15 protein-coding genes are annotated in these 16,892 nt (G+C 34.1%); 9 read left to right on the top strand and 6 right to left on the bottom strand.

Annotation, left to right across the window (positions count from 1 at the left end):
* Positions 1 to 37: 37 nt before the first annotated feature.
* Positions 38 to 865, bottom strand: coding sequence for an ion transporter (locus tag ACM6F9_RS17100; RefSeq protein ID WP_414846828.1), 828 nt, complete (start codon positions 863 to 865; stop codon positions 38 to 40).
* Between the two features lie 149 nt (positions 866 to 1,014).
* On the opposite strand from ACM6F9_RS17100, the gene ACM6F9_RS17095 reads away from it, so the two are divergent.
* Together ACM6F9_RS17095 and ACM6F9_RS17090 are read left to right on the top strand one after the other, a co-directional pair.
* Entirely contained in the window at positions 1,015 to 2,112 is a 1,098-nt protein-coding gene (locus ACM6F9_RS17095) for a Nif3-like dinuclear metal center hexameric protein (RefSeq protein ID WP_414846827.1), read from the top strand.
* Positions 2,113 to 2,114: 2 nt separating this feature from the next.
* On the top strand, positions 2,115 to 2,891 hold the full coding sequence (locus tag ACM6F9_RS17090) for a zinc ribbon domain-containing protein (RefSeq protein WP_414846826.1): 777 nt from the start codon (positions 2,115 to 2,117) through the stop codon (positions 2,889 to 2,891).
* Between the two features lie 159 nt (positions 2,892 to 3,050).
* Here the strand turns inward: ACM6F9_RS17090 and ACM6F9_RS17085 are convergent, their stop codons facing one another.
* Positions 3,051 to 4,829, bottom strand: a complete 1,779-nt coding sequence (locus tag ACM6F9_RS17085; protein WP_414846825.1) for an AMP-dependent synthetase/ligase — start codon at positions 4,827 to 4,829, stop codon at positions 3,051 to 3,053.
* Positions 4,830 to 5,186: 357 nt separating this feature from the next.
* Between ACM6F9_RS17085 and ACM6F9_RS17080 the strand changes: the two genes are divergently transcribed.
* Together ACM6F9_RS17080 and ACM6F9_RS17075 are read left to right on the top strand one after the other, a co-directional pair.
* Complete coding sequence (locus ACM6F9_RS17080; RefSeq protein WP_105702523.1) at positions 5,187 to 6,326, top strand: acyl-CoA dehydrogenase; 1,140 nt, start codon at positions 5,187 to 5,189, stop codon at positions 6,324 to 6,326.
* A gap of 22 nt (positions 6,327 to 6,348) precedes the next feature.
* Positions 6,349 to 6,714 carry a hypothetical protein gene (locus ACM6F9_RS17075; protein WP_105702524.1) on the top strand — a complete coding sequence of 122 codons (366 nt, stop codon included), beginning with the start codon at positions 6,349 to 6,351 and terminating at the stop codon, positions 6,712 to 6,714.
* A gap of 266 nt (positions 6,715 to 6,980) precedes the next feature.
* Here the strand turns inward: ACM6F9_RS17075 and ACM6F9_RS17070 are convergent, their stop codons facing one another.
* From ACM6F9_RS17070 to ACM6F9_RS17055, 4 genes are all read right to left on the bottom strand, one after another.
* On the bottom strand, positions 6,981 to 7,925 hold the full coding sequence (locus ACM6F9_RS17070) for a hypothetical protein (protein ID WP_414846824.1): 945 nt from the start codon (positions 7,923 to 7,925) through the stop codon (positions 6,981 to 6,983).
* A gap of 189 nt (positions 7,926 to 8,114) precedes the next feature.
* A complete protein-coding gene (locus tag ACM6F9_RS17065; protein ID WP_414846823.1) occupies positions 8,115 to 9,062 on the bottom strand; it encodes a D-alanyl-lipoteichoic acid biosynthesis protein DltD in 948 nt (315 codons plus the stop codon).
* 9 nt (positions 9,063 to 9,071) lie between these two features.
* Positions 9,072 to 10,508, bottom strand: coding sequence for an MBOAT family O-acyltransferase (locus ACM6F9_RS17060; protein WP_414846822.1), 1,437 nt, complete (start codon positions 10,506 to 10,508; stop codon positions 9,072 to 9,074).
* A gap of 555 nt (positions 10,509 to 11,063) precedes the next feature.
* Positions 11,064 to 12,659 carry a peptide chain release factor 3 gene (locus ACM6F9_RS17055; protein ID WP_414846821.1) on the bottom strand — a complete coding sequence of 532 codons (1,596 nt, stop codon included), beginning with the start codon at positions 12,657 to 12,659 and terminating at the stop codon, positions 11,064 to 11,066.
* 282 nt (positions 12,660 to 12,941) lie between these two features.
* Here ACM6F9_RS17055 and ACM6F9_RS17050 point away from each other — a divergent pair, with 282 nt between their 5' ends.
* The 5 genes from ACM6F9_RS17050 (at position 12,942) to ACM6F9_RS17030 (ending at position 16,721) form a co-directional block, all read left to right on the top strand.
* Complete coding sequence (locus ACM6F9_RS17050; RefSeq protein WP_414846820.1) at positions 12,942 to 13,772, top strand: lysostaphin resistance A-like protein; 831 nt, start codon at positions 12,942 to 12,944, stop codon at positions 13,770 to 13,772.
* Positions 13,773 to 13,814: 42 nt separating this feature from the next.
* On the top strand, positions 13,815 to 14,390 hold the full coding sequence (gene rdgB / locus ACM6F9_RS17045) for an RdgB/HAM1 family non-canonical purine NTP pyrophosphatase (protein WP_414846819.1): 576 nt from the start codon (positions 13,815 to 13,817) through the stop codon (positions 14,388 to 14,390).
* 69 nt (positions 14,391 to 14,459) lie between these two features.
* Entirely contained in the window at positions 14,460 to 15,374 is a 915-nt protein-coding gene (locus ACM6F9_RS17040) for a ribonuclease Z (protein WP_414846818.1), read from the top strand.
* A gap of 7 nt (positions 15,375 to 15,381) precedes the next feature.
* Positions 15,382 to 16,152 (top strand): TIGR02757 family protein, encoded by a 771-nt coding sequence (locus ACM6F9_RS17035; RefSeq protein ID WP_414847161.1) that lies wholly within the window; start codon positions 15,382 to 15,384, stop codon positions 16,150 to 16,152.
* Positions 16,153 to 16,163: 11 nt separating this feature from the next.
* Complete coding sequence (locus ACM6F9_RS17030; RefSeq protein ID WP_414846817.1) at positions 16,164 to 16,721, top strand: DUF1003 domain-containing protein; 558 nt, start codon at positions 16,164 to 16,166, stop codon at positions 16,719 to 16,721.
* Positions 16,722 to 16,892 lie beyond the last annotated feature (171 nt).

Here is a 16,892-nt window from a genome sequence, read left to right as displayed (position 1 = left end):
GAGGTATTTGGTGAATAAATTTTACTTATACTCAATATCAAGCTAATTTCTTGCCACATTTCTTGCAGTACCTGGCATCGTCATCAATATCATCATTCCCACAGCGCTCACATATTAATTCCATGTTTTGTCTCTTATTTCTCATTTCTGCAGTTACAATACCTGTAGGAACCGCAATAATTGAATAACCGGCAAGCATCAGAACAACTGCAAAAAACTTTCCTAAAGGTGTAATAGGAGAGACATCACCGTATCCTACAGTGGTTACAGTAACTACCGCCCAATAGATAGATTGTGGGATAGTCTCAAACCCAGGACGCCCACCTTCCACCATAAACATAAGTGATCCTACAATAACCGAGAAAATAATCAGGAACAGAAGGAAAATATAAATTTTTCTTGAACTGTTCTTTAAAGCCCTTACAATAAGATAACCGTCATTCATAAAATCCAGCAAATTGAAAATTCTGAAGATTCTCAACATTCTCAGCATTCTGAAAATCAGGAAATATTTAGTGATAGGGAAGAAAAAGCTCAGGAAAAAAGGAACCAAAGCAAGAAAGTCTATAACCCCGAAAAAGCTAAAAATATAACTTTTTTTATTTTTTACCACGGCGATACGCATAGAATATTCCAGGGTAAAGAAAATGGAAATGATCCATTCCAGGATTAAAAATGTATAATGAAATCTTTTGTCAAGCTGAGGTACACTTTCCATCATAATGATAGCAGTACTTGCAAGAATTAACGATAATAATATAATATCGAACAGTTTTCCGAGTCTGGTATCAGAACGGTAAATGATTCGGTAAAGAAATCTTTTCCAAAGGGTGTCTTCAGGAATAAGATTGTGTTCTCTTTCCATTTGTATAGGATTATTTCAAGCTGAAATTAGCGTTTTTTATAAAGTAAAAGGTAAATATATGACTGTTAAAAGAATTGTACAACTATTAAAATATTCTTTAGATTTTTAACAAAATTAATATCTTCGCTGTAACCGTAAAATATAAATAAATGAAGCTAAAAACTGTAATTGGAAAGATTGAAGAGGAAATAAGTATCAGACAGGCAGAAGATTTTGATAATGTAGGGTTGTTGTGTGGTGTTTATGACCGTGATGTATCCGGGATTCTGGTGTGCCATGATGCGTTGGAAAATGTCGTAGATGAAGCAATTGAGAGAAATTGTAATCTGATTGTATGTTTTCATCCTATTATATTTTCCGGATTAAAATCTTTAACAGGGAAAAACTATGTAGAAAGGGCGGTTTTAAAGGCTATTGAAAATAAAGTAGCTATTTATGCTATTCACACAGCATTTGATAATGATTTCTTTGGAGTAAATCATGGAATATGCAGTCAGTTAGGATTAAAAAATATGAAAATTCTTCAGCCGAAAGAAAATAATTTAAAACAACTTACAGTTTTTGTACCCAAAGAATACTCAGAAAAAGTAAAAGAAGCCATGTTTTCAGCAGGAGCAGGAAATATAGGATTTTATGATGAATGTAGTTTTACGGTGAACGGAAACGGAACATTCAGACCTGTAGAAGGCTCAAATCCATTTTCAGGACAGCAGGGAACTCGTGAAAATGCGGATGAAGATATGATCTCTGTAATTTTTGAAGGCTTTAAACAGGGGCAGATTGTAGGAGCTATGAAAGCCGCTCATCCTTATGAAGAAGTGGCTCATCAGGTTTATAATCTAGATAATAAAAACCATCACGCCGGATTAGGAATGTACGGTGATCTGGAAGAGGAGATGGATGAAAAAGATTTCCTTGGTTTTGTAAAGGAAAAATTTGGCCTTGAAGTGATAAAACATTCTTCCTTTAATAATAAAAAAATCAAAAGAGTGGGGGTTCTTGGTGGTTCCGGAGCCAGTGGGATACGATCTGCAGCAGCCAAGAAGTGTGATGCTTATCTTACCGGAGACCTTAAATATCACGACTATTTTTTAGCAGAGTCTAAAATGCTGATCTGTGATATAGGACACTATGAGTCTGAACAATTTGTTGCTCAACAATTATTTGAAATTTTATCACAAAAATTTAGTACATTTGCAATTTCAAAATCTATTGAAAAAACAAACCCAGTAAATTATTTCATTTAAATATGGCAAAAACCAACGATATTTCAGTTGAAGAAAAATTAAGAGCTTTATACGATTTACAGATCATTGATTCAAGATTGGATGAAATCCGAAATACTAGAGGAGAATTGCCAATTGAAGTTGAAGATCTTGAAATCGAGATTGAAGGTCTTGAAAAAAGAGCTGAAAAATTTCATGCTGATATCAAAGATCAGGACGATCAGATTAAAACGAAGCATGAAGTAATTAACCATGCTAAAACTTTAATTGAGAAATACAAATCTCAGCAGGATAATGTAAGAAACAATAAAGAGTTTGAAGCATTAGGAAAAGAAATGGAATTCCAGGATCTGGAAATTCAGCTTGCTGAAAAAAGAATTAAAGAATTCGGAGTTAAAATCGCTCACAAAAATGAAACTTTAAGCGAACTTACTTCAAAGATCGACGATTTGAAAAATCACCTAAAATTCAAGAAAGAAGAATTGGATGGTTTGATCTCTGAAACTCAGAAAGAAGAAGAATACCTGATTGAGCAGTCTAAAGAATATGCAGGTAAAATTGACGAGAGATTACTGGCTTCTTACAACAGAATCAGAACAAACTCTATCAATGGTCTTGCAGTAGTAGGGTTAGAAAGAGGAGCTCCAAAAGGATCATTCTTCACTATTCCTCCTCAAAAGCAAATGGAAATTGCTCAGAGAAAGAAAATTATTATTGACGAACACTCTGGAAAAATCCTTGTAGATGATGAGTTGGTAATGGAAGAAAACGACAGAATGAAATCTGTAATTAAATTCTAATTATTGGTTTTACAACATACAAAAGCTGTTTCAGAAATGAAACAGCTTTTTTGTGTGCAATCAATAAAGGGCTTTAGCCCGTTTAATCAAAATAAGATATTCCATAGGCTTTACCTAAACCTATAAAAAAACCGCTTCATTTTGAAGCGGTTTATATATTTAATCCTGATGATCATACATCTTATTGTACAAAGCAATAAACTTCTCTTTTACCGCTTTTCTTTTCAGTTTTAATGTTGGAGTAAGCAATCCGCTTTCAATGCTCCATACTTCAGGAGTAAGCTCAATTTTTTTGATTTTCTCCCAGTTTCCGAGATGCTCATTAATACCATCAATTTCTTTTTCAATTCTTTGCTTCAGTTCAGTGCTTTTTGCAATCTCTTCCGGTGTAGAACCGATGTTAAGATTGTTTCTTAAAGCCCAGTTTTTAGCAAATTCAAAGTCTGGCTGTACCAAAGCGCATGGCATCTTCTCACCATCACCTACTACCATAATCTGCTCAATGAATTTGGAAGCTTTTGCTAAGTTTTCAATAGTCTGAGGAGCAATATATTTTCCGCCGGATGTCTTGAACATTTCTTTCTTACGGTCAGTGATCTGTAAAAAGCCGTCACTGTCGATATGTCCAATATCTCCGGTTTTGAAGAAACCATCTTCAGTAAAAGCTTCTTTCGTCATTTCTTCATTCTGAAAATACCCTTTGAATACGGATGGTCCTTTTACTGTAATTTCACCGTCTTCCTGAATTTTAACCTTTAAATTATCCAATGGAATTCCCACGGTTCCCACTTTCATTTTATCAAAGCTGTTTACAGAAATTACAGGGGATGTTTCTGTTAAACCATACCCTTCCAAAATAGGGATACCAGCATTTTGAAACATCAGGTTAAGTCTTGTAGACAAGGCCGCAGATCCTGAAACCAAAGTCACGATTTCACCACCTAAACCTTCTCTCCATTTAGAAAATACCAATTTATCGGCAATCATTTCCTGAAGTCCGGATGGCTTGGAGATTACTTTCTTTTTACTGATTAAGTTCAAAGCCCAGAAGAAGATTTTTGATTTTAATCCTCCGGCTGAAGATCCTGTATTATAGATTTTATCATATACTTTTTCTACCAATCTAGGTACAACAGTCATGTAATGCGGCTTCACTTCTTTTACGTTTTCACCCATTTTCTCAATGCTTTCGGCGAAATAAAGAGAAAAACCATTATACTGATACAGATAGAACAGCATTCTTTCGAAGATATGGCAGATAGGAAGGAAGCTTAATGCTCTTGTCTCCTTATAATCTAAACTCCTTTTCTTTGGAATCCTTGGGATGGCTCCTAACACATTAGAAACGATGTTGTTGTGGGTAAGCATTACTCCTTTAGGTCTTCCGGTGGTTCCGGAAGTATAAATAATAGTGGCAAGATCTTCAGTATTGATCGCGTTGGAAAGGTCATCCACTTCAATTTGTGTAGATTCATCTTTACCAAGATCCAGAATTTCTCTCCAGTTGGCAGCACCGCTGATATTATCAAAAGTAAAAATTCCCTGTAAAGTTGGGATATTATGCTTTACTTTCATTACTTTACTCAATAGTTCCTTGTCAGAAACAAAACAGTACTGAATCTCAGCATTATTGAAGATAAACTCATAATCTTCAGGAGAAATACTTGGATAAACCGGTACAGAAACAACCCCGATCTGAGAAATCCCAAAATCCATAATAGCCCATTCTGTACGGGAATTGGTCGTAATCAAAGCGATCTTATCACCCGGTTTTATGCCCAGCTTCAATAATCCTCTGGATATCTTATTTCCCTCATTAATAAACTCCTGGGTAGAAGTTTTTTTCCACTCACCCTGATACTTGGTTACAAACATATCCGTTTTAGGATATTTTTCTAAAGCATAGTGCGGAATATCGAATAATCTCTTGATCGTCATGATTTTTTACGTAATTTATAAAGAAACTTAAATATAAGCATTTTTTTTAATTGAAAACATCTGCATGCAATAATTAGAAATAAGTTAAATGCTTACCATAATATAAAGAATCAAAAAGGAGGCCGGAAGCCCTGAAAAAGGGATTTTATATTTTAAATTGATCTTTCGTGAATGGTTATTTTTTCTAATAACTCTAATATTGTTTTTATATATTATCACTCCTAATCCCAAAACGCGCACCCATTCTTATTAAACCTCCCTCAACTTCCTTTTTCTGTACGTTTTTTCTGCTTTCAATTTAATTTTTTCAGATTTGGTTAAAAAGTGTAAATTTACGGCTATCTAATTATTTTTTTTATGGACTTTAATTTATCGGAAGAACAGCTGATGATTCAGCAGGCAGCAAGAGATTTTGCACAAAACGAACTATTACCAGGAGTGATTGAAAGAGACCGTGACCAGAAATTCCCTGCAGAACAGGTGAAGAAAATGGGAGAAATGGGACTTTTAGGAATGATGGTAGATCCAAAATACGGAGGTGCAGGTATGGACAGCGTTTCTTACGTGCTGGCGATGGAGGAGATTGCAAAAATAGATGCTTCTGCAGCTGTTGTAATGTCTGTAAACAACTCATTGGTTTGTGCCGGTCTTGAAAAATTTGCTTCTGAAGAGCAAAAAGTAAAATATCTTACTCCACTGGCAAGCGGACAGGTAATCGGAGCATTTGCATTATCTGAGCCGGAAGCTGGTTCTGATGCTACTTCTCAGAAAACAACTGCTGAAGATAAAGGTGATTACTATCTTTTAAATGGGATCAAAAACTGGATCACCAATGGTGGTACGGCTACTTATTATATCGTAATTGCACAGACAGATCCTGAGAAAAAACATAAAGGAATCAATGCTTTCATCGTAGAAAGAGGATGGGAAGGTTTTGAAATCGGTCTGAAAGAAGACAAATTAGGAATCAGAGGAAGTGATACACACTCTTTGATCTTTAATAATGTAAAGGTTCCAAAAGAAAACAGAATTGGTGAAGACGGATTCGGGTTCAATTTTGCAATGGCGGTATTGAACGGAGGAAGAATCGGTATCGCTTCTCAGGCTTTAGGAATTGCTTCAGGTGCTTACGAATTGGCACTGAAATATGCTAAAACAAGAAAAGCTTTCAAAACTGAAATTATCAACCACCAGGCAATCGCATTCAAATTGGCTGATATGGCTACTCAGATTACTGCAGCAAGAATGCTTTGCTTCAAAGCAGCATGTGAAAAAGATGCAGGAAAAGATATCTCTGAGAGTGGAGCTATGGCAAAACTATACTCTTCTCAGGTGGCAATGGATACTACTATTGAAGCAGTACAGATCCACGGTGGATACGGATACGTAAAAGAATACCACGTAGAAAGATTAATGAGAGATGCAAAAATCACTCAGATCTACGAAGGAACTTCTGAAATTCAGAAAATCGTGATCTCAAGAAGTATCGCAAAATAACATTTTATAAAACACACTACCTATGAAAAAATCTTTGTGGATCATCCTCGGTGTTGTACTGCTGTTACTAGGCGTATTTGTCTGGTACAAGTATTATTTCGTTTTTGGAGAAGGTGTAAAATCCGGATACCTGAACTATGCTATGAAAAAAGGCTATGTCTTCAAAACTTATGAAGGCAAATTAATTCAGGAAGGCTTCGGAAGCGGAAAAACAGGAACTATTACAAGCTATGAGTTTGAATTTTCTGTAGATGACCCTGAAGTTTTCAAACAATTGGAAACCAACAGCGGGAAAACCTTCGATCTGCATTATAAAGAGTACAATGGTGCTCTTCCGTGGAGAGGAAATACAAAGTTTATCGTAGATAAAGTAGTGAATATGAAATAAAACAAATAAGGCTCTCATCTGAGGGCCTTATTTTACACCAAATCACAAAATATTAATATATGAAATAAAAATTTCCAAACTTATTTTGAACCTTGTCTTACAACGAAGATTCCTTACATTTTGCTTATACTTAAAGTTAAGAGGAATTTTCCAAATAAGCAAACACTTTTTTTAATCTTGGATAAAATTAAATATTAGTATTGAAGTTCAACTCTAAACCTCATTAAAAAAATATTAAAAATCCACCCTTGAGGATGGATTTGAATTTAATGAGAATCGTTATGAGGAATGTTTGTATTCTTCTTTTTATAAAAATAGTATCCAATACCGGCAATTAAGAACAACGGCCATAGCGGCAGAATAAAAAGGAAAATAGAGGTGATCACATCCCAGCCTGATTCAATGGCTGCCAGAGATTTTCCACCGAAACTTGTAGGTTCTGTTTCTGTTTTCGCTTGATCACTGATATTTACATTGATCGTACAAATGGTATTATCTGCATAGTTTCGCCCTGAAACCTGAATATCTTTCGTATCAATATCTCCTACGTTATCATTAATTGCATCCATTAAACCATCAAAATGCTGGATGGGAACCTTAATATCAAGGCTGTATACTTTTTGATCATCTCCACGAGGACTGGCAGATTCTACATAGGACAGATTTTCACTTTTGATATAGCCGTTATTTCTGTTAGCTTCTTCCCGGATGATTTCCTTCACGGTTTCTGCGTTTTCTGCTCTTATGACAAGATATCCTGATTTTACCATTTTATCTTTAGCCATATTCAGTTCATAGCTGTCATTTTTAGGCTTGTCTTTATAAATGATTTTGGTTTCTTTAATGACTTTTGGGGCCGGAGCTTTTACAGCAACCTTTTCAGATTTCTTCTCCGTTGAATCCCTGTTCTCGATCTTTGATTCCAGTTTTGTATTGGCGATTTTATCAGATAAAGAATCTACCATTTTGGAGGTGTTCTCTATTTTTTGTTGAATATCACCTTTAGTGTTTTCAAAGTCTTTTATTTTGATATTGGCAGAATCCATGATCTGGTTTGCTGCTTTACTGGCATTTTCGACAGTTTCTGTAGCAACAGTCGCTACGCTGTCTGCTGAATGGATAGCTTCATTTATTTTATCATGTGTAGCTTCTGCTTTTTTACACATAATGAAAGTGCTTGATACCACAATAAGTAATATGAACTTTTTCATAACATTAATTTTTTTGATGAAGTAAAATTAGAAGGGAAGTTCTTGTAAAGATTGTAAATGAAATGTATTGTGCTGGTAAAATAATAACTATATTATTTTCAGTGTTTTGTATTTGTTTTACAAAAGATTTACAAAGTATTTTTATTCATTGTTTATCATCAATTAGAAAAAATTCAAAGTATTTTCATTCTAAAGTTTGCTTGGCTTAATGATTTGCCTGTTATTTAAAATTTCAATTAATTTTTTGTTGAATATCCTTACTCCATTTTGATTCAAATGGTTTGTATCATAAAAATATAGTGAATCAGTAAGATTCATTATTTTATTAAAATTATAATACTCCGAATAACTTTTCATTTTTTCATCGAAGTATTTGTTATTAGAATAGCTTGAGTAGAAATCGTGAGTAACGGGGGCATATACCAATATCACTTTAATATTTCTTTTTTTAATTTTTAGTAAACATTTCTCAAAAGCTTCAATTTGTTTTTGAGGAATAGTAATTTTTTGAGTACCAGATTTTAATGGCTTATTGTAATAGGCTATTTCAGATTCTACAAAACCTCCATGAATATAAGTATCCTGAGCCTTTTTGATAGGTTCGATATATGATTTATTCAAATGAAACAAATCTTTGTACAGCGCATAAAACAGAGTGTTATATGTTTTTATATTGTTGACTTTTAATCCCATTTCAAGAGAATGTAAATCATTTGTGTCATTAGCAATGATGTCTAAGGAAGATTCCACTCCATCAGAACAAAGTGTGAGCGGATTGACTTCAAAAATTATTGATTTAGGATGTATTTTGTCTAGATACCTTTCCAGAAGAGTTAATGTTTGAATTGGAGTCTGAGCACTGGAGCCTAAATTAAAAGAAGTAAATCCTTTTTCTTTAAATATTCTATTGTCAAAACCTCTGTAAGCATGTGAAGAACCCAAAAACAGAATATCAATACTATCAATTTGCTTAATTTCTTTTAGCCGTGTATACATATGGCCATATGAACCAATTCTATAATTTATATTTGGTTTTAAAAATGCGGGAGCAAATTGTCCCCATAAGCTTACTGCAAAAAGATAAAAAAAGAAATTACATACAATAAATATTGTCAGACTATATAAAAAGTTTTTCATGTTATTTTTCTAAAATTGAAAATAAATAAAAGGTGTTTCCTCTGTTTGCATAAACATTCCAATTGCAAAAATTATAAGAACGTATACCAACCAACGAAGAGGTTTTCCAAGCTTTAAGTCAAGTTTTTCTAATGCATAATTTCCTTCTCTGCCAAGCCATTCAATTGTTATAAAAATTATTAATAAAAAAACAGTTGCATAAGGTATAGATGGGACAGAGAAAAAAGATTTGTTGAATATGCCACTTATGTATTCGAAAGCATGGCTGAGGGAATTTGCGCGAAAGAATATCCAGCAGAAAGTAGTCAATATAAAGGTAGAAACCAATTGAAATATTTCTTTAAAATTGGGGAAATACCTCCCTTTTGCTACGATTTCTATATTATTTCTATTGGTTTTCATAATAATCGAAGGCATTATAAACAAAGCATTAATGCCTCCCCAGAAGATGAATGTCCAATTAGCACCATGCCAAAATCCACTTACTAAAAAAATAATAAAAGTATTTCGGATTCTCATCCAATTTCCTCCTTTGCTTCCTCCAAGTGGAATGTACAGATAGTCTTTGAACCAGGATGATAGTGAGATATGCCATCTACGCCAAAACTCTGCCATATCTCTGGAAAAATATGGAAAATTGAAATTCTTCAATAATTCTATTCCTAATAACCTCGCAGAACCTAATGCAATATCTGAATACCCTGAAAAGTCTCCATATATTTGAAAAGTAAAAAAAATGGCTCCCAATACAAGATTGCTTCCACTTTGATGTGCACTATTATTAAAAATTTCATTAGCAAAAGCTGCACAATTATCTGCAATAACGATTTTTTTGAAAAGCCCCCATAATATTTGTCTTAGCCCATCAACTGCTTTTGTATAATTGAATTTTCGTGGTGTTTCTAACTGAGGGAGCAAATGGGTCGCACGTTCAATTGGACCTGCAACCAATAAAGGGAAAAAGCTGACAAACAAGGTATAATTTACCCAATTATAAGATGGCTTAATTTTATCATAATAAATATCTAATACATAAGATAATCCGTGAAATGTATAAAAAGAAATCCCAACCGGAAGTATTATTTGTAAGGTAGAATAATGTATTTGAAACCCAGAGTTTTTTAATAATTCACCAAAAGAATCTATGAAAAAATTATAGTATTTAAAAAAACCAAGAAATCCTAAATTGATTCCAATGCTCAAAAATAGCCAGATTTTTTTCTTTAATTTAGTTTTAGCTTCATAAATGATAATTCCCGAGAAATAATCAAGTCCTGTGGAAAATGCCAATAAAAAGACAAAACGCCAATCCCAACAACCATAAAAATAATAGCTGGCTGCCAGTAACATTATATTTTGCCATTTTAACGACTTATCATTAAGCCACCAGTAAAGCATAAAAATGATTGGAAAAAAGATGAGATAGTTTAAAGAATTAAAAAGCATTTTTTATTTGATATATTAAAATTTTTAGTTTTAATGGTTCTTACGTTTGTAATTAATTAAGATTGTTTAAATCAAAATAAAGAAGGAAAGGTTAAATGGTTTACATTTATACATAAGTATTCAATCTTTCAAGACTCCGGTTCTATTATTAGTGAGGTTTGAAGTATTGTGTAAGGTATTGGCTTCTTTATTTTAACCTTCTCCTCAAAAGAATTAGAATTAAATCAATTAAAAATGCCTTGGTTCTCTTTGTGTAAAATTGTGTTTTTTATTTAATGGAACAAAAAAACAAGATATTACACGTGTTTAACATGTGCAGCATCTATGTATTACATAGGTATTACATTATACATGTAAGGTGTTTGTAATCAGATATGATGAGTGTTTGTTATATGAAATAAGTTTTCTATAGAATAATGAAATGTGTTTTCAAAATGATAAAAAATGCTTTCCCTTAGAAAAAACACTGATGATTCCATAAAAAAATCCGCAGAAAATTTCTGCGGATCTATATAGTAAGCAATTTCGCTTTTTCGCGATTTTGTTTTTTACTTCTTAGTTTTCTCTGAATTCACTGATGAAGTGTAATTTCACATTCGGGAATTTTTCCTGCGTCATATGAATTGTGAAAGATGAATCTGCAAGGAATACCAGCTGATTGTATTTATCTCTCGCAAGGAATCTCTGCTTCAATCTTGCAAATTCTTTGAACTCCTCAGACTTTTCATCTGCTTCTACCCAACATGCTTTATGCATGGATAGAGGTTCATAAGTACATTTTGCACCATATTCATGTTCAAGACGATATTGGATAACTTCGTACTGAAGGGCTCCAACTGTTCCAATGATCTTTCTGTTATTCATTTCAAGGGTAAATAACTGAGCAACTCCTTCATCCATCAACTGATCAATACCTTTTGCCAATTGCTTAGCTTTTAAAGGATCATTGTTATTGATATAACGGAAATGTTCTGGAGAGAAGCTTGGAATACCTTTGAAGCTTAATTTTTCTCCACCAGTCAATGTATCTCCGATTCTGAAACTTCCTGTATCATGTAAACCAACGATATCTCCAGGGAAACTTTCTTCCACTACCTCTTTTTTATCTGCAAAGAATGCGTTAGGAGAGGAGAATTTCATTTTTTTACCTTCTCTTACCAATAAATAGTTCTCGTTTCTCTTGAATGTTCCTGAAACAATCTTTACGAAAGCAAGTCTGTCTCTATGCTTTGGATCCATATTCGCATGGATTTTGAAAACGAATCCTGTGAAAGTTTCTTCTTCAGGTTTTACCACACGGGTCTCACTTTCTTTAGGTTGTGGCATTGGAGCAATATCGATAAAAGCATTCAATAATTCGCGCACTCCAAAGTTATTCAAAGCAGAACCGAAGAATACAGGCTGAAGATCACCATTCATATAATCTTCACGATTAAACTCAGGATAGACGGATTGAATCAGATCAAGCTCTTCTCTTAAAGTTTTTGCCGCTTTTTCACCAATCACATCATCAATAGAAGTGTCGTTAATATCATCAAACTTAATAGAATCTCCAACTTTCTGTTTTTTCTCTTCTAAGAATAGCTGAATGTTGTCTTCCCAGATATTATAAATTCCCTGGAAGTCACTTCCCATACCAATTGGCAGAGAAAGCGGGCAAACTGTTAATCCCAGTTTCTGTTCTACTTCATCCAATAGATCGAAGGCATCTTTACCCTCACGGTCAAGCTTATTGATGAAAACCAACATCGGAATGTTTCTCATTCTACAAACCTGAACCAGTTTTTCTGTTTGTTCCTCAACCCCTTTTGCAACGTCAATAACTACAATTACAGAGTCTACAGCCGTTAAGGTTCTGTATGTATCCTCAGCAAAGTCTTTGTGACCGGGAGTATCGAGAATGTTGATTTTGTGGTCTCTATATTCAAAAGCCAATACGGATGTCGCTACAGAGATCCCTCTCTGTCTTTCGATTTCCATAAAGTCGGAGGTAGCTCCTTTTTTTATTTTGTTGGATTTTACCGCACCTGCTTCCTGAATAGCACCCCCGAAAAGAAGTAACTTTTCTGTAAGGGTTGTTTTTCCGGCATCCGGGTGGGAAATGATCCCGAAGGTCTTTCTTTTTTGTATTTCTTTGATTAAGTCTGACATATCGTATTTTGAAGTTGCAAAAATCGGGAATTTTTATGAGGTTTTCAAATTTAAATTAAAACAATACTTATTAGGTTGTGGAGTGAGGAGTTAGGAGAGGTTGGGGAATGAGTGACTTTATATCAATAATGCTAAAGCTGTTTATTTTTAGATTAAGCCATTTGTAATAGAAATTTTATGGTATTCATAGTAATGCACCGGAAATAAGAAATACCTTTTTTAGTTGCCTATAGCAGTCAAAAAAATTATCTTTGTTTCTAATAAACTTTTACAGAGATAAGGATGGAAAATAGCAAATATCCGAAGTTTACGTTTACATGGTTTGGCGGTGTTGTTTTGGTGGTTGGATTATTCGTGGGAACAATGGCCGTTTCTTTATTCAGCACTTTTTGGAAAGTTGTTTTCAAGGAAAATCTTGAGCTTAAAGATTGGTTTATTATGGTTGTGAATTCCATAGGATTCCTTACAGCTATTGCCTTCTTCGATTTTTTCATTGTAAGACGTACCACTCAAAAGAAGCTGAACTTCAATTTATCATCAGTTAATTTCTCCACCTATCTTCTCATTTTTCCCATGATGGTAGGGATGATGTTTATTGCTGAATTTATTGCTGCTCAGATTCCTACGACAGGTCCTTTTTTCGGTAAATTTTATGATTATTTTACTCAATTAATGAGTCAGCTGACTGATAATCCTGTTGTAATGATTATCATGACAGTGATTATGGCTCCGATTTTTGAGGAAATTATATTCAGAGGAATTATCCAGAAAGGATTGATTAATAAAGGAGTAGAACCTTGGAAAGCGATTTTGTACGCTTCTATCATTTTTGGAGTCGTTCACGGAAATCCATGGCAGTTTATAAGTGCAGTGATGCTGGGCTGTGTGCTTGGATTGGTATATCATAAAACGAAGTCTTTGCTGATGCCGATATTGCTGCATGCATTTAATAATTTAACCCTGTCTCTATTGGTTCTGTACGGTAAAGATGAAAGTTTTGCAAAAGTGATGAATGTTTCAGAATGGCTGGTTCTGGCCGTAGGAATTGTACTTTTCTCTTTATTCTACTATCTGTTTATGAAAAAGTATAAAGTACATTATGCTGAAATGTAATTAGCCTGAGCTAAAAAAGTAAAATTGAAAATGAATATAGAAATGGAATTATTAGTAGCTACACACAACGAACATAAAAAAGAAGAAATTCAACAGATCCTGGGAAGTGATTGTGTTGTAAAAAGTCTTACCGATTATAATATTCACGAAGAAATTGTGGAAGATGGAGACTCTTTTCATGCTAACGCCCTGATCAAAGCAAAATATTGTTTTGAAAAAACAGGAGTTCCAAGTTTGGGTGACGACAGTGGTCTTGTAGTGGAATCTTTAGACGGAAGACCGGGGATTTTCTCTGCCCGTTATGCCGGAGATCATGATTTTGCAAAAAATATCGAAAAGGTATTGGAAGAAATGCAGGGTGTTGAAAACAGAAAAGCTTATTTTGTGACTGTTCTGTGTTACTACGATGAAAACGGAGCGCAATATTTTGAAGGCAGAGTTCACGGAAATTTATTGACAGAAAATAAAGGATTCAAAGGATTTGGATATGATCCTATTTTTGTTCCTGTAGGATATGACAGAACCTTTGCAGAAATGGAACCTGCAGACAAAAATAAAATCAGTCACCGTAAACAGGCATTAGACCTATTTATGGATTTTTTAAAAGTGACTGATTAGGTTTAAATATGAAAGGTGAAACAACCATTTAGATTTTCTGTTGTACATTTGTTTTAATAAATTATTGATTTGAGTACTTATTTAACAATATTAGGCTTTAATTCTGCTATCCCAACCATCAACACATCACCCACAGCACAGCTGCTGGAAATGGAAGAAAGACTCTTTCTGATTGACTGTGGAGAAGGTACGCAGGTACAGCTGAGAAAAGCAAAAGCAAGATTTTCAAAAATCAATCATATTTTTATTTCCCATCTTCATGGGGATCACTGCTTCGGGCTTCCGGGGCTTATTGCTTCTTTCCGTCTTTTAGGAAGAGATATGCCTTTGCATGTTTATGGTCCTAAAGGGATTAAGAAGATGCTGGAAACCATTTTTCAGATCACAGAAACCCATCGTGGTTTTGAAGTGATTTATCATGAGCTGGATAAAGATTATTCTGAAAAAATATATGAGGATAACAGAATAGAAGTATATACTATTCCGTTGGATCACAGGATTTACTGCAATGGTTATCTTTTTAAAGAAAAACCGAAAGACAGGCATCTTAATATGAAAGAAATTGCCAAGTACAGCGAGATTGAAACCTGTGATTATCACAATATAAAAGCAGGAAAAGACTTTGTGCTGAGTGATGGTTATGTGCTTAAAAATGAAATTCTGACGCTTGAGCCAGTTCCGTCTGTATCTTACGCATTCTGTAGTGATACCCGTTATCTTGAAAGCGTCATTCCGATTATTAAAAATGTAACCGTTCTTTATCATGAAGCAACATTTTTACATGATCTGAAAGAAATGGCTGATTATACAGGTCATACCACAGCATTGGAGGCAGCAACTATTGCTCAGAAAGCTCAGGTTGAAAAATTGATTTTAGGACATTTTTCCAACAGATATGGAGATCTGACCGTATTTACAGATGAAGCCAGAGAAATTTTCCCCAATACATTTTTACCAAAAGCATTGGAAAGTGTAAAGATCTAGAATGAATATGCTGAAATTTGAAGAACTCAGAGATTTTCTCAACGAAAAAGCAGATCAGTACAATGCTCCCGATTTTATTGAAAATGATCCGATACAGATTCCGCATCGTTTTTCTTTAAAACAGGACATCGAAATTGCAGGATTTCTGGCAGCTACGATCTCTTGGGGAAACAGGAAATCGATCATAAATTCCGCAGATAAAATGCTGGATATTATGGGAAATTCTCCCTATGATTTTGTGATGAATTATTCAGAGAAGGATCTGGAAAGCATTCAGGATAAAAGTATTCACAGAACGTTTAATGGACAGGATTTTTCCTATTTCATCAGACAGTTCAACAGAATTTATAAAGAAAATGAAAGCCTGGAAAGTCTATTTAAAGTAAAAAAAGGAGAACATAATTTTCTCCACGCGATAGAACGATTCAGAAGCGGATTTCTGGAAACAGAAAAACACAGAAGCCATAAACACATCAGTTCGCCTTACAAAAATTCTTCTGCCAAAAGGATTATTATGTTTTTAAGATGGATGGTACGTCAAGATAAAAGAGGGGTAGATTTTGGAATCTGGGAGAATATAGATCAGAAAAATCTGTCTATTCCTTTGGATGTGCATACCGGAAATATCTCCAGAAAGCTTGGATTGATTTCCAGGACACAGAATGACTGGAAAACAGTAGAAGAACTGGATATTGCCATCAGAAGATTTGATGAAAAAGACCCCGCAAAGTACGATTTTGCATTGTTTGGATTAGGAGTAACCAAAGAACTGTTGTAAAAATAAAAAGGATGAAAAAATATAACGAAAAAACAGAAGTTCTTGAAAAAATAGCGGATGGTATTACATCATGGATAGGATCTATTCAGTCTTTGATTGTGCATACCCTGTTATTCCTTACTTCGTTTTTGCTTCCGATGCTGAATATTGTGGATTTTGATAAGATGCTTCTGATTCTGACGACAGTACTTTCTCTGGAAGCTATTTATCTGGCTATTTTTATTCAGATGTCTGTTAATAAAAGTCACGAGAAAATCGAAGATATCCAGGAAGATATTGAAGATATCCAGGAAGATATCGAAGAAATCAGTGAGGATATTGAAGAAATTAGTGAAGATATCGAAGAGATCAATGAAGATATAGAAGACATCCAGGAAGATATTGAGGAGATTAGCGAAGACATTGAAGAAATCAATGAAGACGAGGATGAGGAAGATCACAATGAAAGAGCAAAAAATGTAATACTGAAGAGTAATGTAAACTCTAACAAAAATGAAATTAAGGCCTTAAAAGATATTATATCTCAGCTTCAGGGTGAGATTGATCAGTTGAAAAAAGAGGATAAATAGCCAAAACATTGGCGATGTAAATATAAACCGGATCAATATTTTGATCTGGTTTTTTTATGAATGAATTTCTGTTTTAATAATTATGGAAAATGTAATGATAAGAAAAATTCATTGTGAATGTAGATGTTGAATGAGAAAATAGTGATGGGCGAGAGTGTTTTAGTACAATTA

Origin of the sequence: Chryseobacterium sp. IT-36CA2, from assembly GCF_949767875.1 — a bacterium.
Classification (GTDB): domain Bacteria; phylum Bacteroidota; class Bacteroidia; order Flavobacteriales; family Weeksellaceae; genus Chryseobacterium.
Note: the sequence above shows the minus strand (reverse complement) of the source record. Positions and strands in the feature narration are given on the sequence as shown.